Source organism: Compostibacillus humi (assembly GCF_014637175.1).
Taxonomy (GTDB): domain Bacteria; phylum Bacillota; class Bacilli; order Bacillales; family Amphibacillaceae; genus Oceanobacillus; species Oceanobacillus humi.
This window is the reverse complement of sequence record NZ_BMEV01000004.1, coordinates 17,746-38,389: the sequence shown is the minus strand read 5'-3', so window position 1 is coordinate 38,389 and position 20,644 is coordinate 17,746. Positions and strand designations below refer to the sequence as shown.

Genomic DNA, 20,644 nt, shown 5'->3' with positions numbered 1-20,644 from the left:
TTGTTGTTAAGCATGGGTTCGGCATTTTTCGTCCAGGCCTTTTTCTTTGAGCACTTTAATCATCGTTTCGCCGATGACTGCAGGCGTTTCAGCAACAGCGATTCCGCATTCCTTCATGACGCGGATTTTTTCTTCTGCTGTTCCTTTTCCGCCAGAAATAATTGCTCCGGCATGTCCCATCCGTTTTCCTGGAGGGGCTGTAGCACCGCCTATAAAGCCGACGACTGGTTTTTTCATATTTTCTTTAATCCATAATGCGGCTTCCTCTTCGGCCGTTCCGCCGATTTCTCCAATCATGATTACCGCTTCTGTTTCCGGGTCTTCATTGAATTCCTTTAACACATCGATGAAATTCGTTCCGTTTACCGGGTCTCCCCCGATTCCGACAGCTGTCGACTGTCCGTAACCTCTTTGGGTTAGCTGATGGACCGCTTCATAAGTTAAAGTTCCGGAACGGGATACAACGCCGATATGACCTTTTTTATGGATGTACCCTGGCATGATGCCGACTTTACATTCATCGGCGGTAATAACACCTGGGCAGTTTGGTCCGATTAGCCGGGTTTTCTTTCCTTCCATGTATCGTTTTACTTTTACCATATCTAATACCGGAATATGTTCAGTAATACAGATGACAAGATCTAGTTCTGCGTCTACCGCTTCGATGATCGCATCAGCAGCAAACGGTGCCGGAACATAAATGACAGATACGGTTGCACCTGTTTCGTCGACGGCTTCTTGCAATGTATTAAATACAGGCACGCCTTCTACTTCTGTACCGCCTTTTTTCGGAGTAACGCCGCCTACGATTTTCGTTCCGTATTCCAGCATTTGTTTCGTATGGAATCTGGCTGTTCCGCCAGTAATTCCTTGGACAATTACTTTCGTATCTTTATTCAGATAAATCCCCATCTTCGTCCGTCCTTTCTCCAATTCTATCGATTTCAAATCTATCATTACTTGCTTACTAAGGATACAATCTTTTGTGCTCCATCCGCCATGGAGTCTGCAGCTGTAATATTTAATCCCGAATCTTGCAAAATTTTCTTCCCAAGTTCCACATTTGTACCCTCTAAGCGAACTACGAGAGGAATTTCCAAACCTACTTGTTTCGTTGCTTCGACAACCCCTTCGGCGATTACGTCACATTTCATAATTCCGCCGAAAATATTGACGAAAATTCCCTTTACGTTCGGGTCGGATAAAATAATTTTAAATGCTTCCGTTACTTTTTCTGCTGTGGCGCCGCCGCCTACGTCTAAGAAGTTTGCTGGCTCTCCGCCGTAATATTTAATAATATCCATCGTGGCCATTGCTAAACCTGCCCCGTTTACCATACAGCCAATGTTGCCGTCCAGCGCAATATAGCTTAAATCGTATTTGGATGCTTCAATTTCCTTTTCATCCTCTTCATCTAAATCCCGTAATTCCACAATGTCAGGATGACGATATAAAGCGTTATCATCAAAGTTTAACTTCGCATCCAGCGCCAAAACTTCCCCGTCGCCAGTCGTTACTAGCGGGTTGATTTCAGCAATGGAGCAGTCCTTTTCCACAAAGGCTTGATATAGACCCATCATAAAAGAAACCGCTTTACCGACTAATTCATTTGGTATGTTAATATTAAATGCCAGTCTGCGGGCTTGGTAAGGCGAAAGGCCAATGACCGGATCAATGACTTCTTTAAAAATTTTCTCCGGTGTTTTTGCAGCTACTTCTTCAATTTCCGTTCCTCCTTCTTCCGATGCCATCATAACTACCCGGGATGTAGCTCGGTCTAATACGACTCCAATATAATATTCTTTTTGAATATCGCAACCTTCTTCAATCAGAAGGCGTTTCACTTCTTTTCCTTCTGGCCCAGTCTGGTGGGTAACCAGCGTCTTACCGAGGATTTCATCGGCATATGTACGAACTTCATCTAAATTTTTTGCAACTTTAACTCCACCCGCTTTTCCGCGGCCTCCAGCATGAATTTGTGCTTTAACAACGGTGACAGAAGAACCTAATTTTTTGGCAGCTTCTACAGCTTCATCCACTGTATAGGCAACATATCCATTAGGAACTTTAACACCAAATTCACGCAAAATCTGTTTACCTTGGTACTCGTGAATGTTCATTCTTTATCCCCCTATATATAATTACTGCAAGTCCATTGTATAAAAAGAATCGACATTTAACAAGAAAATGTTCACAAAATGTTTTCATTACTTGAAAATTGCAATATAAATCTTACTATTCTTTCATAGAGGTTCCTGCAGATTTGTCCAATTGGTAAATAAAAGCAAAAACTTCCGCCACCATTTCAAACAATTGTTCCGGTATTGTTTCATTGATATCCAATTCGGATAATAATTCCACCAGCGTGGCATCCTCCACGATGGGCACTTCGTGTTCTTGCGCCCTTTTCATAATTTCTTCGGCAACGAGCCCTTTTCCGGATGCAACAAGCACAGGCGCCGCATCTTGATGTTGATTATAGCGAAGAGCTGCTGCTTTTTTGCGTTTTTCCGTCATATTCGGTAATCAACCCCATGAACCGTTTTATCGATTTCCTCTTTAATCGGTTTTTCACGTTCGGCAAACGGTTTAAAATTAATTTGGGACAATTTGTAATTCAGCTCTTCCAAGCGAGTCTTCAAAAGGGGTTTAAGCGTCGCGGCATAGGTTTGGATGTTTTCCGTATCGTTATACACCGTCATGGATACGGATCGTTTTTGTACCATCACATCGATTGCAGTCTCATGGAGAAATTTAAGATCCAGCAAAAATAAAATCCGGCAATAATCAGGATTCAGCCCGCCATCCTTCGTCTTTCTGCCTTCCATCTCCAAAGTTACATCCTTATTTAACCCCATTCTTTCCGCCGGTATTTGCAATTGGACATGTATAAAAGAATCTGCTTCCCTTACCGATTGCAATTGCACGCCATGAACAAATTGCAGCAATCGTGTCAAATGTTCCTTCGTCTGGCCAGTGCTTTCATTCAACCATTGAAGGAGCATGGCTTTCATATTCGCGGCAGGGTCCGCCTCTCCTTTTGCAATTTGCTGTTCATAAGTAATCATGGAAATCGTTTGCCGTATTTGATGCAAAAGCTGTTCCTTTGGCAAATCGGACAAAAATAAGTTTCGTTCTCGGATGGAAGTGAGGAATTTCTCAATCTTTTCCCCGGATGGGATGTCGTAAAGAGTATGGAGTATTTCCGCCACTTGTTTCAGGTCAACAGGTCTGTTGGCCAAAACAAATTGCGTCCCGGTAAAATGGTTAAAAAGTTTTCTCACTCGCACGACGAATGCAGCAAACTCATTTTTATCCAGTCCCTTCCCTTTCAAAACGGCGGCATTAATTTTTCCTTCCCACTGTTCCAATATTTCCCCAGCTTCTTTGCGAAGTAGCGCCTGATGTTTGTACACCGTTTTCCAAATATATTCGATTTCTTTCATTTCAATTGGAAAGGGGAGATGATTCACCTTCGCAAACTGGTTCAGCTCGCTGTTCGTCATATTTTTCATTGCGGATAAAAACGGTTGCCACGACTCTTTCCATTGTCCGAAATTAAAAGATAAGGGAATCTTTCCAGCGGCCTGCAGGAGATGGAATGGAAGACGGGTATTTTCCACCGAAAACAGTTCTTTGGCAACAGCGGCTTTTCCATTTAACGGAGGTTCGACAAAATCTGCCAGCCGTTGTACAGCTGGATGATCCCCTGAGTTGCTGCGTACGGATGTCAGAAAAGATTGAAACAGCTCCGTCTGCCTGTAATTCGTTTTCGCCAGCAATCCTTGAAAGACGATTTCTGACATTGGGAGCCGGTTTTTAATCATATAAACGAGCACTTCCATCGCCTTTTCATTCCCGGAAGCACCTTCCAGCAAGGAAAGCGCTTGAACTAGCTGGCCGCGGTCAAACGGAATTAGACGTTCTAGTAATAGTTTCATAAAAGCGACATTTGTCTTCGTAGATTTTAGCCGCAAGGAATGAAGAAGATGAAGAAGATCGTTTGTCTTTTTTTGCTGTTCGGCAAGAACGTGCAAATAAATGATACCGCCTTTAATCTGTACTTGAAAATGGTAGCTCCTATGCAAAGTCAGCGAGGCATCCAGTTTCGCAATGACCTTTTGGCCGCCGATTTGTATTTCCGCCCGCTGATTCGGGAACAGCTTCATCACTTTTCCCTGAATAATTTGCCCGTTCCGCAAGGGAGATGCGGGCATAGTTTTCATTGCCGGTTTTCCAAATATTTGTAACGGGTTCATCTTCCTATTCCTCACTTTCAATAATGTTAACGGCCGATTCTTTCTTTTACTGGAGCAAACGATTTCCGGTGGTACGGAGTCAAGCCATATTGCTCTAGCATTTCCAGATGGGTTTTCGTCCCATAACCCATATTTTTAACAAAATCATATTGAGGATAATCTTTATGTATTTTTTTCATCCATCTGTCCCTCGTTACCTTCGCCAAAACGCTTGCAGCTGCAATCGATACGCTTCGGTCATCGCCTTTAATAATCGCCTCCTGGGAAATTGGCACAGACGGCAATGTCATTGCATCGATCAACAGATGGTCCGGTTCAGGCTTCAGTTCTGAGATTGCTTTTTCCATTGCCAGCTTCGTCGCTTCCAATATATTTATTTTGTCAATGACATCGTTATGGACAATGCCGATGCCATAAGCAATTGCCTGATCACGAATCAAATTATAAAAATATTCCCGCTCTTCTTCCTTCAGTTGCTTCGAATCCCTCAGCCCCGCCAAGCGCAAGCCGAAAGGAAGGATGACAGCGGCTGCTACAACCGGCCCGGCAAGGGGGCCTCTTCCCACTTCGTCAACTCCAGCAACATAACGGCAGCCTTTTGCAGCCGCCTTCCGTTCAAATGAAGTCATCTCCAAAAACCGCTGCTCCATTTCCAGCTCTTTTAGCCGCTGTTTTTCATAGGACCGGATAATTTGCTGCACGCCTTTTCGTTCATCTGTTTTTAATTCCTGAACCATTTCCTCAGATAATTCCCCTGATTGGAATAGCTGTCTAATTTCTGTAATTGTTCGTTTTTGCATCTTTGTTTCTCCCTTTTATATCGGTTAATGTAAGTCATTTTTCAACATAGAAGAAAAAAGACATCCATCCGAAAAGATAGACGTCTTCTATTTTTCTGGAGATTCAAATGTAATTTTCCCAAGTCTGCCGGCACGAAGGTCACGCAGGATTAAATCGGCAACTTTCCCGTAGTCTACCTCGCCGCCGCTCCCTAATGCCATCCGTTTCTTCCCGATACTTTCAAAGAGGTGAACGACTTCCGTTTCCTCTTCATCGACCCCGTAACGGTCTTCTAACAAACCGGGATAATGGGCCAGCAAATAGCGGAGGACAAAAACCGTTATATCCTCCAAAGCTAAAATCTCGTCTTTAATCGTTCCGATGGCAGCTAAACGATAGCCTACAATTTCATCTTCAAATTTCGGCCACAAAATTCCCGGTGTGTCCAACAGTTCGAAATCTTTTTTTACCTTTATCCAGGTCTGCTGTTTCGTTACACCAGGCCGGTCTCCCGTTTTTGCTATTTTTTTATTGGCAAGGCGGTTAATCAAAGTGGATTTTCCAACATTGGGAATGCCGACAATCATCGCCCTTGCCGCCCGTGGTTTTACCCCTTTTTTAATTAATTTTTCCATTTTTTCCCTGCCCAGTTTTTTTGCCAAGTTCACTACTTTTTGTATATCTTGTTTATCGTTTACATCAATGGCAAGGGCGGGAATTCCTTCTTCCTCAAAAAATTGAAGCCATTTTTGCGTCAGCTCCGGATCTGCTAGATCTTTCTTCATAAGAAGCAGCATTTTCGTTTTTTGCTGCAATATTTGCTTGAGCATCGGGTTTTGTGATGAAAGCGGCGCTCTCGCATCGACCAGCTCCATGACAAAATCGACTAATTTCAGTTTTTCTTCCACTTCTCTTCTGGCTTTCGCCATGTGTCCAGGAAACCATTGTATCGTCATCAATATACCTACTCTCGTACGATTTGCATTCGTTCCGGCGGCCAATAAATGACACTCGCTTTCCCGACAACTTCATCGAGCGGAATGACACCGATCATCCGGCTGTCCGTAGAATTTCCGCGATTGTCCCCTAGGACAAGTATGTGGTCTTCGGGAATTTCCTCGTATCCGCCAGGCAATTCTTCCAGCGTAAAATCATTCGTAATACTTTGATATTCTTTTTTCGCTCTTTTTAAGTCCTCCAAAAAAGGCTCTTCTACAGGCTTTCCGTTTATGTATAACACTTCATCTTTCACCTTTACATGCTCTCCAGGCAAGCCGATAACCCTTTTAATAAAATCCTTCTGATTCGGGGCATGAAATACGACAATATCAAATCGTTCCGGTTCTTTTATTTTATATATAAATTTATTAACGATCATTTGATCCCGATCATGGAGCGTTGGCAGCATGGAAGGACCGTCAACGACAATCGGTGAAAAGAGAAACATCCGAATAAAAAATACGAGTCCAAAGGCGATAAGAATAGCTTTCAGCCATTCTATCCATTGATTTTTTTTCTTTGTCATCTATTCTCCTCCGTGCCCAGCATACTATCTACCTTGTACTTTATCATACCAAATCCGGTCTGGTGAATAAAGCGTAAGTTTGAAAACGGAAAATTAAAGCAAAGAAAAGGAACTTAGAGAATCCCCAAGTTCCACTTTCTTTGCCTTATTCAAAAATCGGTTTAATCGTTTATAAAGATTAGCGGCGTTCTTTAATACGCGCAGCTTTACCGCGCAAGTTGCGCAAGTAGTACAGTTTCGCACGGCGTACTTTACCTTTGCGTACGACTTCAATTTTATCAATACGTGGTGAATGTACAGGGAATGTACGTTCCACACCTACACCGTAAGAAATTTTTCTTACCGTAAATGTTTCACTAATTCCGCCATTTTGACGTTTGATTACAACGCCTTCAAACACCTGAATACGCTCCCGTGAACCTTCCACAACTTTCACGTGAACGCGTACCGTATCTCCTGCACGAAAATCAGGATGGTCTGTACGTAATTGATGTTTAGTGATGTCAGCAATAATTTGTTGCATCCTGCTTCACTCCTTCCAAACTAATGTTCATCATCCCTATGAATGAGCGGAACATCGTTTTTTGCCGCTTAAACGTTCTTAAGCACAATAATTAATATAGCATAAGGAAATCTATCCTTCAACTAATTTTTGTCATTTCTTTTTTCGCTTCGCAATCTTTCGAGAAAGTTTTTATCCTCCTCTGTCAATTGCACGTGGTGCAGCAAATCTGGTCTCCGCTCAAACGTTCTTTTCAATGACTGTTCCCTGCGCCACTGTTCAATTTTCGCATGATTTCCCGACAATAATACGTCCGGAACTTTCATCCCGCGAAAATCGGCTGGTCTCGTATAATGGGGGTGTTCCAGCAGCCCGGTCGAGAAGGAGTCCTGGGGTGCTGATTCTTTATTACCCAACACCTCCGGCAAAAGGCGAACAACGCTGTCAACGACGACCATTGCCCCCAGTTCTCCTCCGGTCAGAACGAAATCTCCGATGGAAATTTCGTCAGTAACAAGCTTCCGGATTCGCTCATCATACCCTTCGTAATGACCGCATATAAAAATTAAATGTTCTTCCTTTGCCAGCTCTTCTGCTTTTCTTTGATTATACTGTTCTCCCTGCGGACACATTAAAATAATTCGCGGATCGGTCTCTTTATCATTTTGGATTGATTCCACCGCATCGTATACCGGCTGGGGGGAAAGCACCATTCCCGCACCGCCGCCATATGGGTAGTCATCTACTTTATGATGTTTATTTTCCGTATACTCTCGGAAATTAACGAGTCGATAGGTAAATTTCCCTTTTTCCCGGGCTTTCTTTAAAATGGACGTGTCAAAAACACCGGAAAACATTTCCGGAAAAAGAGTAAGTATATCGATATGCATTAATCCAGCAGTCCTTCCATCAATTCAATCGTAATTTTTTTATCCTCAATGTTCACTTCCTTTACGACATCTTCAATGTAAGGAATGAGAACGTCTTTGCCTTTTGGCCTCTTCGTTACCCAGACATCGTTTGCACCAGGGGAAAGAATTTCTTTCACCACCCCAATTTTTTCCCCGGAAGTCGTAAAGACGGAACATCCGATAATTTCGTGATAGTAAAATTCGTTCTCCCCTAAATCTGTCTGCTGGGATTCGGTAATCTTTAAATAGCAGCCTTTCAGATGCTCCACGTCATTAATATTATTTTTTCCTTCAAAATGCAGGAGATCAAAGCCTTTATGTTTCCGGTGGCCATCGATGACCAATTCGATAATTTCTCCGTTATTTTTCACCGCATATACCGTATTTCCTTCATGGAACCGCTCTTCAAAGTCGGTAATGCGAACGACCTTTACTTCCCCGCGAATGCCGTGGGTATTTACGATTTTTCCAACATTATACATTTTCTCTTCCATGTTTATCACCTGCTAGCGATCAATTCGAATGACAACTCCGTCTTTTATTACGATTGACTGTTCTTTCATTAATTCATCCCAATGCGTACCTTCCTGAACCTCAACAAGAGCTTCAACTTCCCTTTCGACGATTTCGCTCCCTAATTCAATCATTTCCAATTGTTCCATCTGAAAATCAATCGTTGCGATTTTTTCTTTTCGTTTCCTTATCTCATCTAGAAAACGTCGGGCAACTTCTTGCTTTGCCCCGCCAAACTTATGCTGCAACTTTTTCTTTTCGAATAATAGCTGTTGACACTCTTGTTCAAGCCGCATTTTTTCCCGGGCAAACCGATGATGTAACGCCTTTTTGCTTTTTTCCGTCACGATTTGTTTCACTTGTACTTTTTTAATAATTTTCACATTTTAACCTCACTCTCACGAAAATCCGTTATGCCGCCCTTGTGAAAAGAGGGAAAGAAAAACCGGCTGGTCCCCTTTCCCTCTTTTCACATAATGTCTAAATAAATCCGTTTATTCTCGTTATTCTTTGCAGCATAAACAATCGTGCGGATCGCTTTGGCAATCCGGCCATTTTTGCCGATCACTTTTCCGACGTCATCCGGATGTACTTGCAGATGATAGACGATTTTATTCTCTTCTTCTTTTATCGTCACGACAACGTCTTCCGGGTGTTCGACGAGCGGCATAACAATCGTTTCGATTAGGGCTTTCATGATATCACACTACTTTACATTTTTTTGTTCGTGGAATTTCTTCATGATGCCTTGTTGTGAGAATAAATTGCGAACCGTATCGCTAGGTTTTGCGCCATTTTTCATCCAATCCAATGCTTTTTCCTCATCTATTTTGACTTCAACCGGATCAACCACTGGATTGTAAGTGCCGATTTGTTCAATATAACGTCCGTCACGAGGTGAGCGGGAATCTGCTACGACGATACGGTAAAATGGATTGCGCTTCGAACCCATTCTTTTTAAACGAATACGTACTGCCATGTTTTGCACCTCCAATTAATTGGTATTCACAAGTAAAGATTGTAACAGAAACTTTTATCGGTGTAAAGGTTTTTTCCATTACAAACTACATTTTACATTGGGAAAGGAAATTTCATCCCCTTGCCTTTTTTCTTTCCTTTTTGAACTTGAGTCATCTGCTTCATCATCTTTTTCATTTCGTTAAACTGCTTCAGCAGCCGGTTTACTTGGGAAACGGTCGTACCTGAGCCCTTCGCAATCCGTTTTTTTCTGCTGGAATTTATAATGGAAGGGTCCTGTCTTTCCTGTTTTGTCATCGATTGGATGATCGCTTCCACATGGGACAATTGTTTTTCGTCCACTTGAATATTTTTTAATCCTTTCATTTTATTGGCACCGGGAAGCATGGAAATTAATTCATCCAGCGGGCCCATTTTCTTCACCTGATCCATTTGTTCCAAAAAGTCATCAAAGGTGAAGGACATCGTACGCATTTTTTCTTCCAGTTCTTTCGCCTGTTTCTCATTCACCGTTTCTTGGGCTTTTTCAATTAATGAAAGCACATCTCCCATGCCTAGAATCCGGGATGCCATTCTCTCCGGATGAAAGGCTTCCAGCTGATCCAGCTTTTCGCCCATCCCGGCAAATTTAATCGGCTTGTCGGTTACTGCTTTAATGGACAATGCTGCCCCGCCCCGGGTATCCCCATCGAGTTTTGTCAGGATGACACCGGTAATATCCAGTTGTTCATTGAAACTTTCGGCAACATTGACCGCATCTTGTCCGGTCATAGCATCTACGACTAGGAAAATTTCATCGGGCTGCACTTTTTCCTTCATTTCCGTCAGTTCCGCCATTAAATCACCGTCAACATGCAATCGGCCCGCCGTATCAATAATGACGTAATCGTGGTGATCTGCTTTTGCTTTTTCCAATGCTTTGGCAGCAATTTCTACAGGGTTTGTATCTGTACCTAAGGAAAAGACTGGCATATCCAACTGTTTGCCTAGCGTTTCCAGCTGCTTAATCGCAGCCGGCCGGTAAATATCACAGGCAACGAGCAATGGGGAACGGTTATGTTTCTTCCTGAGCAAGTTCGCCAATTTTCCGGAGGTAGTCGTTTTACCGGCCCCCTGCAATCCGACCATCATAATGACCGTTGGCGGCCGGTCGCTGACGGCGATTTTGCTCTGTTCTCCTCCCATTAGCTCGGTTAATTCTTCCTTTACGACTTTAATGACCTGCTGGCCAGGGGTTAAGCTTTCCATTACTTCCTGCCCGACGGCCCGTTCTCTAATCCGCTTAATTAAATCTTTAACAACTTTGTAGTTAACGTCTGCTTCCAGCAGGGCAAGTCTTACTTCCCTCGCCATTTCTTTTACATCTTGCTCCGAGACTTTCCCTTTGCCTGTTATCTTTTTAATCGTACTTTGTAATCGTTCGGCCAAGCCTTCAAATGCCATGGAAGGTTTCCTCCTAATCTAAATCTTTTAGTTGGGATAAAAGATCAAGGGCTCTTTTATCTTCAACAATCTGTTCCAATTGTTCCAAAATCGACTTCCGTTTCATAAACTTTGCAAATAAGCCCAATTTCTTTTCATAGGTTTCCAGCACTGTTTCCGTACGCTTAATATGGTCATACACCGCCTGACGGGAAATTTGGTAAATATTTGCTATCTCTCCGAGGGAGTAATCTTCTAAATAATATAGTTCCATATAATTTCGCTGTTTGGGTGTAAGCAGTTCCTGATAAAAATCAAATAAAACATTCATTCTCGTCGTCTTCTCTATCACTTTGTCCACCCCATGTTAAGTTAAATCCCTTTACAAACATGATAAAGGAACGGAAGCGATTGTCAAGATACGAACTATTCCTCCTCCAGCATGTCTGCAAATAATCCGTAAACGAAGGCATGGGGATCAAATTTTCGCAAGTCTTCAATGCCCTCTCCCAGTCCGACAAATTTCACCGGTATATTCAACTCATGTCTGATAGCAAGGACTATGCCGCCTTTTGCCGTACCATCCAATTTTGTTAAAATGATTCCTGTAACGTCTGTGCTTTCCGAGAAGGTCTTCGCCTGGGACAATGCGTTTTGTCCTGTCGTCGCATCGAGAACGAGCAGCACTTCATGGGGAGCCCCAGGGACTTCCCGTTCAATTACCCGTTTTACTTTTGCCAGCTCATTCATTAAATTCACTTTGTTTTGCAGCCTGCCTGCCGTATCACAAATTAATATATCGGCATTCCGGGATTTTGCTGCTTGTATGCCGTCAAAAATGACTGCAGCCGGATCGCTTCCTTCTTGCTGCTTGATGACGTCGACGCCGGAACGCTCCCCCCATACTTCCAGCTGTTCAATTGCACCAGCACGGAACGTATCTCCGGCTGCAAGCAATACTTTTTTTCCCTGCTCTTTAAACTGATGGGCCAGTTTCCCAATGGAAGTTGTCTTGCCGACACCGTTCACTCCAACGACTAAAATTACAGTTAATTCTCCTTCTTGAATGTTTAAATCGGTAATTTCTTCTTCGTCATCGCCGTAATAAATTTCTACCAATTTCTCTGAAATCACTTCTTTAACTTCTGCTGTATCTTTAATGTTCCGCCTTTTTACTTCCATTTCCAGCTCATCGATTAAATCCATTACCGTATTGACCCCAACATCTGCCGTAATCAATACTTCTTCCAGTTCTTCAAAAAATTCTTCGTCTACTTTCCGGTAACGGGCAATTAAATCATTAATTTTGCTGGAGAAGGAACTCCGTGTTTTTGACATCCCTTCCTTATATTTTTCGGAAATTTCTTCCTTTTCTTCGGTTTGTTTAAACTTGTTTCTTAATTTATCTAAAAATCCCATCGGTTATCTCTCCTTCAGGAATGTATTAATTGTTCGGTTTCTTCCAAACGGACAGAAACTAATTTCGATACGCCAGACTCTTGCATCGTCACACCATAAAGCACGTCTGCTTCCTCCATCGTCCCTTTACGGTGAGTAATAACGATAAACTGGCTATCTTTCGCATGCTGTTTTAAATATTTGGCGAACCGGACTACATTCGCTTCATCGAGTGCCGCTTCCACTTCGTCCAAAATACAGAAAGGAACGGGACGGACCCGCAATATGGCAAATAACAGGGCAATCGCGGTTAACGCCCTTTCTCCGCCGGATAACAGTCCAAGATGCTGCAATTTCTTTCCTGGCGGCTGGGCAATGATGTCCACCCCTGTTTCCAATAAATCCTTCGGGTCGGTTAATTTAAGTTCAGCCCGTCCTCCGCCAAACAATGTTTTAAATACATGGGTAAATTGTTCCTGGATTTCAATAAAGGTAGATTCAAAACGTTTCTTCATTTCGTCATCCATTTCGCGAATGACATTAAATAGCGTATCCTTTGCCTCCAGCAAGTCTTCCCGCTGTTCCGTTAAAAACTGAAACCGCTCGGAAATGCGCTTATATTCGTCTATAGCTCCTAAGTTAACCGAACCGAGCCTTTCGATGCTAAATTTAATATCTTTTACCTTTGCTTTAGCCGCTTCAATATTTTCCGCAGCCGGATAACTTTGTCTTGCTTTTTCAAAAGAAATCGTATAGTCGGACTGCAGCTGGTGCAGCCGGTTTTCTAATTCCACATCAAGACGGTTCACCTGTACTTCTTTTTCCTGCAATTGCTGCAGCGCCTTTTCGTACACTTTGTTTTCCTCTTTTAATTCCCGCTCTTCATGGAGGAGACGCTCGGTAATTTCGGAACGTTCAGCCCGTTTTTCCCGGATGATGGCAGTCAGATTATTTTTTTGCTGTGCCGTATCCAAAATCGCTTCTTCAATTTCCTCTTCTGTTTCTTCTTCCGTTTCAATCCGGACTAGAGTATCCAATTCCTGTTTATACAGGTCATATTGCTCTTCATATTCCTTCAGCTCATTCCTCATCGTCTCAACTTTTTCCACCTGATGCTTATATCTTTCTTCCAGCTCGGCCTGCTGAACTTCGTATTGATGGAATGCTTTCTGAATATCCTCTCGGTTTTCGTTAAATTCCTTTTCCATTTTCGATAATTTGCTGATTTCTTCATCCAAGGATGCAAGTTTATCTTTAATATTGCTTAATTGCGCTTCGCATCCAGTTAATTGTTGTTCGAGCATATTTTTCTCTTCTAAAAACTGTTTTTGATCCTGATCATATAGAAAGAGCTGCTCATTTAACGACTGAAGCCGTAAATCGACTTCTGTAAATTCCGATTGAATTTGTTGAAGCTCTTCTTGCTCTGCGGCAGTATCCTCATCCTTAAGTTTGTTTTCCAGCTCATCAATGACTGCTTTTTGGTCATCGACTTTTTTCTCAAAGACACGAATTTTCTCTTCGTAGTTTTTTATTTGCTCTGCCAATACTTGGATATCTTTTTCCCGGGTAAAAAGCGACTGGTTTGTTTTCTTCTGTGCCCCGCCGGACATGGAGCCGCCTGGATGAACGACGTCGCCTTCCAGCGTGACAACACGATATTTTCTTCCGGTAAGTGCTGCGATTTCATTGGCATCTTTTAAAGTTTTGGCAATGATCACATGCCCCATCAAATGATTGATTGCTTTTATATACATTTTGTCTGTTTCAATCAGCTGGGCCGCAATACCGACAAATCCGGGATGGGCCTTTATTTGTTCCAGCAAAGGGAACGGAACAGACCGCTCTTGAATCGAAGCGATTGGCAAAAAAGTTGCCCGGCCCCGGTTCGTCTGTTTTAGCCATTGAATCGCCCTTCTTGCTGAGAGATCATCTTTGACGATAATATGCTGGGCTTGTCCTCCTAGAACCGTTTCAATCGCGGTAATATATCGGCTGGGAACCGTGATTAATTCGATTACCGCTCCGTAAATATCCGCCAGCTGATTTTCTTCCCGGGCTTTCAAAACAGATTTGACACCTTGGTAGAACCCTTGAAAATCTTCCTTCATTTCCTCAAGCCATTCTTTTTTTGACTTTAATTTTTCAATATATTGATATCCTTGAAACTGCTTCCTTTGCAGCTCTTCATAACGGGTTCTTTCCTCTGTCAATTTCAGTTTCCAATTTTTTATTGCCGTTTGTTTCTCGGCTAATTTTTTCTCATATGCTTCAATCTGTTCCCCGAGCTTAGTTTTTCTTTCCGCAAGGGATGATCGTTCTTTCTCTAAATCTTGATATTTGTCTTTTTGCCTATCTTTCTTTAGAACGAGCTGTTCCAGCTGTTTTTGGACGGAATGCTTTTCATTGCGGAGGGCTGCCTGCTCGTTTAAGTATTCAATATAATCCGCCTTCAATTCTTCGATTTGTTCGGGAATCGACGTTTCATGCAGCTTTAGCTTTTCTTTTACTTCCGATAAACGCTTTTTCATCTCCTTCTTCTCTTCGGTAAGAACGAGAAGATTTTTCTCTTCTTTCACAAGAATATCGTGGACGGCGCCGATTTTTTCTGCGGTTTCTTCCATTTGTTTTTCCAGCTTTTGTTTGTTTTCCGCCAGATGTTTCGTCCGCTCGTTGACTAATTGCTTTTTACCTTCCAGTTTTTCCAGCTGCTCTGTCGTATGTAACAGCTGTTCCTGCAGATTTTCAACTTTTTTGTCAATGGAATCCAGCTTCTCTCTTTCCTGTGCAATCCAAGCTTCTTTTTTCTGAATTTCTGTCTTTAATTTAATTTCCTCGTCTTTTTGTTCTTCCAGTTCCTTTTTCAGCTTCTGCCATTGTTCATGCAATAAGCTGATTTCGGCAACGAGCAATGAGATTTCCTCTTCTTTTAACTCTTCCTTCAGCTTTAAATATTTTTTTGCCGTTTCTGCCTGTTGTTCCAAAGGTGTCAGCTGCTGTTCAATTTCGTAAATAATATCTTCCACACGATTTAAGTTTTCTTGCGTTTCCGCCAGTTTAAATTCCGCCTTCTTTTTGCGGTTTTTATATTTTAGTACACCGGCTGCTTCTTCAAAAATACTTCTTCTTTCTTCCGGTTTCGAACTTAATATTTCTTCTACTTTTCCCTGGCTGATGATGGAAAAAGAATCTCTGCCAAGTCCTGTATCCATAAATAAATCAATAATATCCTTCAGCCTGCAAGATTGTTTGTTAATATAAAATTCGCTTTCTCCAGAACGGTAAACCCGTCTCGTAATACTGACTTCTTCGTAATCTAACGGCAAAGTATGGTCTTTGTTATCTAGCACAAGGGTAACCTCTGCCACATTTAACGCCTTTCTCGTATCACTGCCTTGAAAAATAATATCTTCCATCTTTGATCCGCGCAATGATTTGGCAGACTGTTCTCCCAAAACCCAGCGGATGGCATCAATAATATTGCTCTTCCCGCTGCCGTTCGGCCCCACCACCGCGGTAACACCAGGAACAAATTCCACCTGGATTCGTTCGGCAAAGGATTTAAAACCGATACTTTCCAATTTTTTCAAATACATAAACATTTCTCCTAATTTTCACGTTCATCGTTGGCATTTTAACGCATTTATTTTATCATAAACATGATAACAAAAGAAGGGTTCAAGAAGCCCGGGGAGGAATATGATGAATTTAAATGTTGCATCAAAGGAAAACTTGCACTATCTTCTTGAGCAATTAGCAGATCAATTAAATGTTGTCAATCGGGGATTATTGGACGCAGAAGATTATGACTTGGATAAATATGAGGATTTAAAGTTATTATACGATGTTGTCCGGCAAAAGGGAAAGCTGAGCATTTCCGAAACACAAGCTTTTGTCGATGAACTTGCCCTCATTCGCAAAAAATAGGCAAAAGGGTTATGACGAAAAACCATGAACGATGATTTTCCGTTATAACCCTCTTTCCATCAGTTTTTGCCTTCCAATTTATCCAGCGCTTCTTTCGCCGCCCGCTGCTCCGCCTCTTTTTTCGTTCTCCCGATTCCTTGTCCAAACACTTCGCCATTAACAAGGACGTTAGCAATAAATTCTTTATTATGGGACGGCCCCTTTTCGTCGATAATGTCATACTCGATTTTTTTATTTCGGTCCTGCTGAATTTTTTCCTGAAGTTCGGTTTTATAATCCCGGGTGTTGGAAAAAGCTTGTTCATCGATTTTAGGAAATACATATCGTTCTAAAAAACGGAGCACTTGCTCAAACCCTTGATCCAAGTATAATGCGCCTAAAAATGCTTCAAAAGCATCGGCCAGTATTGCCGGACGTTTCCTGCCGCCGGATTGTTCCTCGCCTTTCCCAAGGAGAAGGAACTTGTCAAATCCAAGCTCAAGGGCGAATTTTGTCAAAGATGGCTCACATACGATGGCAGCCCTCCGTTTTGTCAGCTCCCCTTCCGGCAACGCTTCATGCTCCCGGAATAAAAATTGGGAAACTCCCAGCTCTAACACCGCATCTCCTAAAAATTCCAGCCGCTCATTATCATTCACTTCGGCATCCCGGTGTTCGTTCACATAAGAAGAATGGGTAAACGCCTGCTTGATCAGATGCGGTTGACGAAAGGTGAGTTGAAGTTGTTCTTCCAGCTGTTTAATATCCATTTGGTCACTCCTTATATATAGGGAAAGTCCCGCAATTTGCGAGACTTCCTGCCTTTAGGATAGCTTACTGTTTATGTAATCAACAGCATCCCCAACTGTATTTATCTTTTCCGCTTCTTCATCGGCAATTTCCATATCGAACTCATCTTCCAATTCCATTACAAGTTCAACAACATCCAATGAATCAGCTTCTAAATCATCTTTAAAAGAGGCTTCCAGCGTAACTTTTTCCTCTTCGACGTCAAGACGGTCAACAATGATTGCTTTTACTCTTTCAAATACGTCTGCCATTTCCGTTCACCTCCCTTCAAGTAATGAAGTTGTCCTTTAAAAAAATATCACATTACCATTCCGCCATCAATATGGATGGTCTGACCGGTAATATAAGATGCATCATCGGATGCAAGGAACCGTACAACTTTGGCAACATCCTCCGGCTGACCGAGCCGTTCTAGCGGTATGAGCTTAAGCATTGCCTCTTTTTGTTCTTCCGTCAATTCTTCCGTCATGTCCGTAGCAATAAATCCGGGAGCCACTGCATTGACAAGAATATTTCTTGATGCCAGTTCTTTGGCCGTCGTCTTCGTTAACCCGATGACCCCCGCTTTCGCAGCAACATAATTGGCCTGTCCCGGATTTCCGGAGACACCTACAATGGAAGCTACGTTAATAATTTTACCGGATTTTTGTTTCATCATCTGTCTTGTTACTGCTTTCGTACATAGGAAAACACCTTTTAAGTTCGTATTTATAACCTGGTCAAATTCCACTTCTTTCATGCGCATGAGGAGATTATCCCTCGTAATCCCTGCATTGTTCACCAAAATGTCCAAACTTCCGAATTGGGAAATAACTTCCTTCACCATTCCTTTTACATCTGCTTCGGAAGAAACGTCTGCCTGGATCGCAAAAGCTTGTACATCCATTTCTTTTAATTCATTGACTACTTCTTCTGCCTTTTCTTTGCTTCCCGCATAGTTTACCGCTACATTAGCCCCATTTCTGCCGAGTTCTAATGCAATGGCTCTGCCAATCCCTCTGGAAGCCCCGGTTACTAATACATTTTTACCTTTTAACATCATTATGCTTCCTCCTTATACCAGCGAATAAAGTTTTCCATGGAGGCAATATCATGAACAGCAAATACCGTCGCTTTCCGGTCAATTTTTCGCAACAATCCGGATAACACTTTTCCGCTTCCTACTTCGACAAAGGCATCTACACCTTTATCGATCATTTGACGAATCGATTCTTCAAACCGAACCGGGGAATAGAGCTGCTGAATAAGCAGGTTTTTAATTTCTTCTTTTTTTGTGACCGGCCGTGCTGACACATTGGCATAGACAGGAATTGCTGCATCCTGAACGTTCACTTTATCCAAATAATTTGCAAATTCCTCGTTTGCCTTTTTCATTAATCGGGAATGGAACGGGCCGCTCACATTGAGAGGAATTACCCTTTTCGCACCAGCAGCTTTTAATTGTTCAGACGCTTGTTCAATTCCTTCCTTTGAACCAGAAATCACAATTTGGCCAGGACAGTTTAAATTGGCGATATCAACAATTTCATCCTTAATTGTATCCAATACAGACTGAATGACTTCTTCTTGTAATCCTAACACTGCCGCCATCGTTCCTTGACCTTTTGGAAATGCTGCTTCCATTAACCGGCCGCGGGTTTGCACGAGGGGAAGTGCCTCATCTGCTGACAGCGCGCCGCTGGCAACTAATGCGCTATATTCACCTAGACTATGTCCGACAGTCATCGCAGGACGGATTCCTTCTTTTTCCAGCATCCTGTTTATGCTTACACTTGTCAGCAATAATGCGGGTTGGGCATTTTCTGTTTCCGTCAAAACTTCCATCGGCCCTTCAAACATGATTTGCTGTATATCTTTATGTAATACTTCATTGGCCATGGCAAACAACTGTTTTACTTCATCATATGCATCAAAAAAATCTTTCCCCATGCCAATGACTTGGGATCCTTGACCGGGAAACATAAAAGCGACCTGCTTCATTTTAATCACTCCTTATCGATTTTCATCCCTGCTACCGTGTCCATGATCGTATTAACTACTTGATGGTCTACGGTATATTTCGCCTGTTTAATCGCACTGACAATGGCCCGCCGCTTTGAGGAACCATGGGCTTTAATGACTGGAGCTTTCAATCCGAACAGGCTGGCACCGCCGTACTCTGAATAGTCCAGTTTATCTTTTAAGCCTCTAAGGTCATTTTTTAATAGCAATGCGCCGATTTTCGTTTTCGTATTTGCCATCATCGTATTCTTTAGAATGGAAAAAATATTGGCCGCCGTTCCTTCAATTGTTTTTAAAGCAATATTTCCGCTGAAGCCATCGGTAACGACTACATCAGCAACACCGCTCAAAAGATCACGGGCTTCCACGTTGCCGACAAATTGAATCGGTGCTTCCTTTAATAGTTCAAAGGCTTTTTTGGCTAAATCGTTCCCTTTGCCGTCCTCGGTTCCGACATTTAACAATCCTACTTTTGGCGATGGAATGGAACGGACCTTTTCCGCATAAATGGAACCCATGACTGCGTACTGCAATAAGTGGTTTGGCTTTGCATCCACATTGGCGCCGACATCCAAAAGAACAAACCCTTTTCCATCTGCCGTTGGTATCGTAGGACTTAGCGCAGGGCGATCGATTCCCGGAATCCGTCCGATAACAAACAGGCCAGCACTCATTAATGCTCCGGTATTCCCGGCCGAAATACACGCATCCGCCCTCATCTCTTTTACTTCGTTCGCCATGAGGACGAGAGAAGCATTTTTCTTTCTCCGGACTGCACGAACGGGTTCGTCATCCCCGGTAATGACTTCGTCGGTATGCAAGATGGAAATCCTTTCATCTTCCGTTATATATTGCTTTATTTTCGTTTCGTCTCCGACTAGAGTAATATGTAAATCCGGCATGAGCTGCAGCGCATCCATGGCTCCTAAGACGATTTCTTTCGGAGCATGGTCACCTCCCATGGCATCAATTGCGATTCTCATGTTCCTTTTCTCCTTTTTGTTGTTCTTCTTTGGAGCGATACATATAAAATAATCCGGAAAATACCTTTTCCTTATCTACAAAACTTTCAACCTGAACAATGGTAAAACCCTTCTCTTCTCCTTTGACGGCTGCCTTGGCAATAACTCGTTCTCCTTCTTTCACTTGCCGGATAAACTTGATTTCAGCTTTTGCCGTTAACGCCAGTTCGTCGTCGATAACAGCAACCGCCAACGAGTTTGCCTGAGCAAACAAATGATGCCCTCTGGCAATTTTATTGCGGGAAAAAACGTAATCAGGCCGTATATCTAAAATGGATATCGCCCTTTTATCCAACTCTAAATCAATGATTTCACCAATAACTTCATCCAACGGCAATGCCTTTACCATCTCGTTCCAGCGATTGGAAGCAACATACTTAATTCGTTCCCTTAATTCCGGAATGGAAAGCTCCATCCGATCTAGGCGAATCGTTTGAATGCTGACAGAAAATTTCTTCGCCAGCTGCTCATCAGTAATAAACGGTGTTTCCGTTATCGTTTCTTTTAATTGCCGTTGACGTTCTGCTTTTGACAGTTTCATTTTGCACCATCCATCTGTATATGCTTATGACTTGGTACTAATAGTAATATATAATACCAATTCTGATTATGCAAGT

The 20,644-nt window shown here is 42.5% G+C and carries 24 protein-coding genes; 1 reads left to right on the top strand and 23 read right to left on the bottom strand.

Features of this window, described 5'->3' with window-relative positions:
- Window positions 1-6 precede the first annotated feature (6 nt).
- From sucD to smc, 17 genes are all read right to left on the bottom strand, one after another.
- Entirely contained in the window at window positions 7-912 is a 906-nt protein-coding gene (gene sucD, locus IEV18_RS01725) for a succinate--CoA ligase subunit alpha (protein WP_188390646.1), read from the bottom strand.
- 44 nt (window positions 913-956) lie between these two features.
- Window positions 957-2,120, bottom strand: coding sequence for an ADP-forming succinate--CoA ligase subunit beta (gene sucC / locus IEV18_RS01720; protein ID WP_188390645.1), 1,164 nt, complete (start codon window positions 2,118-2,120; stop codon window positions 957-959).
- A 115-nt stretch (window positions 2,121-2,235) separates the two neighbouring features.
- Window positions 2,236-2,517: an EscU/YscU/HrcU family type III secretion system export apparatus switch protein gene (locus IEV18_RS01715; protein WP_188390644.1), complete on the bottom strand. Its 282-nt coding sequence runs from the start codon at window positions 2,515-2,517 to the stop codon at window positions 2,236-2,238.
- Window positions 2,514-4,259 carry a TP0910 N-terminal domain-containing protein gene (locus IEV18_RS01710; RefSeq protein WP_188390643.1) on the bottom strand — a complete coding sequence of 582 codons (1,746 nt, stop codon included), beginning with the start codon at window positions 4,257-4,259 and terminating at the stop codon, window positions 2,514-2,516. Before IEV18_RS01710 ends, IEV18_RS01715 begins: the two co-directional genes overlap by 4 nt.
- Window positions 4,260-4,285: 26 nt before the next feature.
- A complete protein-coding gene (rnhB, locus tag IEV18_RS01705) occupies window positions 4,286-5,059 on the bottom strand; it encodes a ribonuclease HII (protein ID WP_188390642.1) in 774 nt (257 codons plus the stop codon).
- Window positions 5,060-5,146: 87 nt separating this feature from the next.
- Window positions 5,147-5,995 carry a ribosome biogenesis GTPase YlqF gene (ylqF, locus tag IEV18_RS01700; protein ID WP_188390641.1) on the bottom strand — a complete coding sequence of 283 codons (849 nt, stop codon included), beginning with the start codon at window positions 5,993-5,995 and terminating at the stop codon, window positions 5,147-5,149.
- An 8-nt stretch (window positions 5,996-6,003) separates the two neighbouring features.
- Window positions 6,004-6,564, bottom strand: a complete 561-nt coding sequence (lepB, locus tag IEV18_RS01695; RefSeq protein ID WP_188390640.1) for a signal peptidase I — start codon at window positions 6,562-6,564, stop codon at window positions 6,004-6,006.
- A 178-nt stretch (window positions 6,565-6,742) separates the two neighbouring features.
- On the bottom strand, window positions 6,743-7,087 hold the full coding sequence (gene rplS, locus IEV18_RS01690; protein WP_188390639.1) for a 50S ribosomal protein L19: 345 nt from the start codon (window positions 7,085-7,087) through the stop codon (window positions 6,743-6,745).
- A gap of 122 nt (window positions 7,088-7,209) precedes the next feature.
- Entirely contained in the window at window positions 7,210-7,956 is a 747-nt protein-coding gene (gene trmD, locus IEV18_RS01685; RefSeq protein ID WP_188390638.1) for a tRNA (guanosine(37)-N1)-methyltransferase TrmD, read from the bottom strand.
- Window positions 7,956-8,471: a ribosome maturation factor RimM gene (gene rimM, locus IEV18_RS01680; RefSeq protein WP_188390637.1), complete on the bottom strand. Its 516-nt coding sequence runs from the start codon at window positions 8,469-8,471 to the stop codon at window positions 7,956-7,958. Before rimM ends, trmD begins: the two co-directional genes overlap by 1 nt.
- A gap of 12 nt (window positions 8,472-8,483) precedes the next feature.
- Window positions 8,484-8,873 carry a YlqD family protein gene (locus tag IEV18_RS01675; protein WP_188390636.1) on the bottom strand — a complete coding sequence of 130 codons (390 nt, stop codon included), beginning with the start codon at window positions 8,871-8,873 and terminating at the stop codon, window positions 8,484-8,486.
- 86 nt (window positions 8,874-8,959) lie between these two features.
- Window positions 8,960-9,187: a KH domain-containing protein gene (locus IEV18_RS01670; RefSeq protein ID WP_188390635.1), complete on the bottom strand. Its 228-nt coding sequence runs from the start codon at window positions 9,185-9,187 to the stop codon at window positions 8,960-8,962.
- Window positions 9,188-9,196: 9 nt separating this feature from the next.
- The gene (rpsP, locus tag IEV18_RS01665; RefSeq protein ID WP_188390634.1) at window positions 9,197-9,469 is read right to left on the bottom strand and encodes a 30S ribosomal protein S16; all 273 of its coding nucleotides are present in this window, start codon (window positions 9,467-9,469) and stop codon (window positions 9,197-9,199) included.
- A 92-nt stretch (window positions 9,470-9,561) separates the two neighbouring features.
- Window positions 9,562-10,911, bottom strand: a complete 1,350-nt coding sequence (ffh, locus tag IEV18_RS01660; protein ID WP_188390633.1) for a signal recognition particle protein — start codon at window positions 10,909-10,911, stop codon at window positions 9,562-9,564.
- A 13-nt stretch (window positions 10,912-10,924) separates the two neighbouring features.
- Entirely contained in the window at window positions 10,925-11,242 is a 318-nt protein-coding gene (locus IEV18_RS01655; RefSeq protein WP_188390632.1) for a putative DNA-binding protein, read from the bottom strand.
- 74 nt (window positions 11,243-11,316) lie between these two features.
- On the bottom strand, window positions 11,317-12,309 hold the full coding sequence (gene ftsY / locus IEV18_RS01650; RefSeq protein ID WP_188390631.1) for a signal recognition particle-docking protein FtsY: 993 nt from the start codon (window positions 12,307-12,309) through the stop codon (window positions 11,317-11,319).
- A gap of 14 nt (window positions 12,310-12,323) precedes the next feature.
- A complete protein-coding gene (gene smc / locus IEV18_RS01645; RefSeq protein WP_188390630.1) occupies window positions 12,324-15,884 on the bottom strand; it encodes a chromosome segregation protein SMC in 3,561 nt (1,186 codons plus the stop codon).
- Between the two features lie 106 nt (window positions 15,885-15,990).
- Between smc and IEV18_RS01640 the strand changes: the two genes are divergently transcribed.
- The gene (locus IEV18_RS01640) at window positions 15,991-16,215 is read left to right on the top strand and encodes a DUF1128 domain-containing protein (protein WP_188390629.1); all 225 of its coding nucleotides are present in this window, start codon (window positions 15,991-15,993) and stop codon (window positions 16,213-16,215) included.
- A 59-nt stretch (window positions 16,216-16,274) separates the two neighbouring features.
- Here the strand turns inward: IEV18_RS01640 and rnc are convergent, their stop codons facing one another.
- From rnc to fapR, 6 genes are read right to left on the bottom strand one after another with little or no spacing between them, the layout of a single operon-like run.
- The gene (gene rnc, locus IEV18_RS01635; protein WP_188390628.1) at window positions 16,275-16,964 is read right to left on the bottom strand and encodes a ribonuclease III; all 690 of its coding nucleotides are present in this window, start codon (window positions 16,962-16,964) and stop codon (window positions 16,275-16,277) included.
- Between the two features lie 54 nt (window positions 16,965-17,018).
- The gene (gene acpP / locus IEV18_RS01630) at window positions 17,019-17,255 is read right to left on the bottom strand and encodes an acyl carrier protein (RefSeq protein WP_188390627.1); all 237 of its coding nucleotides are present in this window, start codon (window positions 17,253-17,255) and stop codon (window positions 17,019-17,021) included.
- A 47-nt stretch (window positions 17,256-17,302) separates the two neighbouring features.
- Window positions 17,303-18,043 (bottom strand): 3-oxoacyl-[acyl-carrier-protein] reductase, encoded by a 741-nt coding sequence (gene fabG, locus IEV18_RS01625; protein ID WP_188390703.1) that lies wholly within the window; start codon window positions 18,041-18,043, stop codon window positions 17,303-17,305.
- 2 nt (window positions 18,044-18,045) lie between these two features.
- Window positions 18,046-18,984, bottom strand: coding sequence for an ACP S-malonyltransferase (fabD, locus tag IEV18_RS01620; RefSeq protein ID WP_188390626.1), 939 nt, complete (start codon window positions 18,982-18,984; stop codon window positions 18,046-18,048).
- A gap of 5 nt (window positions 18,985-18,989) precedes the next feature.
- Entirely contained in the window at window positions 18,990-19,988 is a 999-nt protein-coding gene (gene plsX, locus IEV18_RS01615) for a phosphate acyltransferase PlsX (RefSeq protein WP_188390625.1), read from the bottom strand.
- On the bottom strand, window positions 19,972-20,568 hold the full coding sequence (gene fapR, locus IEV18_RS01610) for a transcription factor FapR (protein ID WP_188390624.1): 597 nt from the start codon (window positions 20,566-20,568) through the stop codon (window positions 19,972-19,974). The genes plsX and fapR overlap by 17 nt, the downstream gene beginning before the upstream one ends.
- Window positions 20,569-20,644 lie beyond the last annotated feature (76 nt).

Bases quoted from the DNA above. Each gene is read 5' to 3' on its own strand.
- sucD (WP_188390646.1), bottom strand. From the start codon at position 912: ATGGGGATTTATCTGAATAAAGATACGAAAGTAATTGTCCAAGGAATT.
- sucC (WP_188390645.1), bottom strand. From the start codon at position 2,120: ATGAACATTCACGAGTACCAAGGTAAACAGATTTTGCGTGAATTTGGT.
- IEV18_RS01715 (WP_188390644.1), bottom strand. From the start codon at position 2,517: ATGACGGAAAAACGCAAAAAAGCAGCAGCTCTTCGCTATAATCAACAT.
- IEV18_RS01710 (WP_188390643.1), bottom strand. From the start codon at position 4,259: ATGAACCCGTTACAAATATTTGGAAAACCGGCAATGAAAACTATGCCC.
- rnhB (WP_188390642.1), bottom strand. From the start codon at position 5,059: ATGCAAAAACGAACAATTACAGAAATTAGACAGCTATTCCAATCAGGG.
- ylqF (WP_188390641.1), bottom strand. From the start codon at position 5,995: ATGACGATACAATGGTTTCCTGGACACATGGCGAAAGCCAGAAGAGAA.
- lepB (WP_188390640.1), bottom strand. From the start codon at position 6,564: ATGACAAAGAAAAAAAATCAATGGATAGAATGGCTGAAAGCTATTCTT.
- rplS (WP_188390639.1), bottom strand. From the start codon at position 7,087: ATGCAACAAATTATTGCTGACATCACTAAACATCAATTACGTACAGAC.
- trmD (WP_188390638.1), bottom strand. From the start codon at position 7,956: ATGCATATCGATATACTTACTCTTTTTCCGGAAATGTTTTCCGGTGTT.
- rimM (WP_188390637.1), bottom strand. From the start codon at position 8,471: ATGGAAGAGAAAATGTATAATGTTGGAAAAATCGTAAATACCCACGGC.
- IEV18_RS01670 (WP_188390635.1), bottom strand. From the start codon at position 9,187: ATGAAAGCCCTAATCGAAACGATTGTTATGCCGCTCGTCGAACACCCG.
- rpsP (WP_188390634.1), bottom strand. From the start codon at position 9,469: ATGGCAGTACGTATTCGTTTAAAAAGAATGGGTTCGAAGCGCAATCCA.
- ffh (WP_188390633.1), bottom strand. From the start codon at position 10,911: ATGGCATTTGAAGGCTTGGCCGAACGATTACAAAGTACGATTAAAAAG.
- ftsY (WP_188390631.1), bottom strand. From the start codon at position 12,309: ATGGGATTTTTAGATAAATTAAGAAACAAGTTTAAACAAACCGAAGAA.
- smc (WP_188390630.1), bottom strand. From the start codon at position 15,884: ATGTATTTGAAAAAATTGGAAAGTATCGGTTTTAAATCCTTTGCCGAA.
- IEV18_RS01640 (WP_188390629.1), top strand. From the start codon at position 15,991: ATGAATTTAAATGTTGCATCAAAGGAAAACTTGCACTATCTTCTTGAG.
- rnc (WP_188390628.1), bottom strand. From the start codon at position 16,964: ATGGATATTAAACAGCTGGAAGAACAACTTCAACTCACCTTTCGTCAA.
- acpP (WP_188390627.1), bottom strand. From the start codon at position 17,255: ATGGCAGACGTATTTGAAAGAGTAAAAGCAATCATTGTTGACCGTCTT.
- fabG (WP_188390703.1), bottom strand. From the start codon at position 18,043: ATGTTAAAAGGTAAAAATGTATTAGTAACCGGGGCTTCCAGAGGGATT.
- fabD (WP_188390626.1), bottom strand. From the start codon at position 18,984: ATGAAGCAGGTCGCTTTTATGTTTCCCGGTCAAGGATCCCAAGTCATT.
- plsX (WP_188390625.1), bottom strand. From the start codon at position 19,988: ATGAGAATCGCAATTGATGCCATGGGAGGTGACCATGCTCCGAAAGAA.
- fapR (WP_188390624.1), bottom strand. From the start codon at position 20,568: ATGAAACTGTCAAAAGCAGAACGTCAACGGCAATTAAAAGAAACGATA.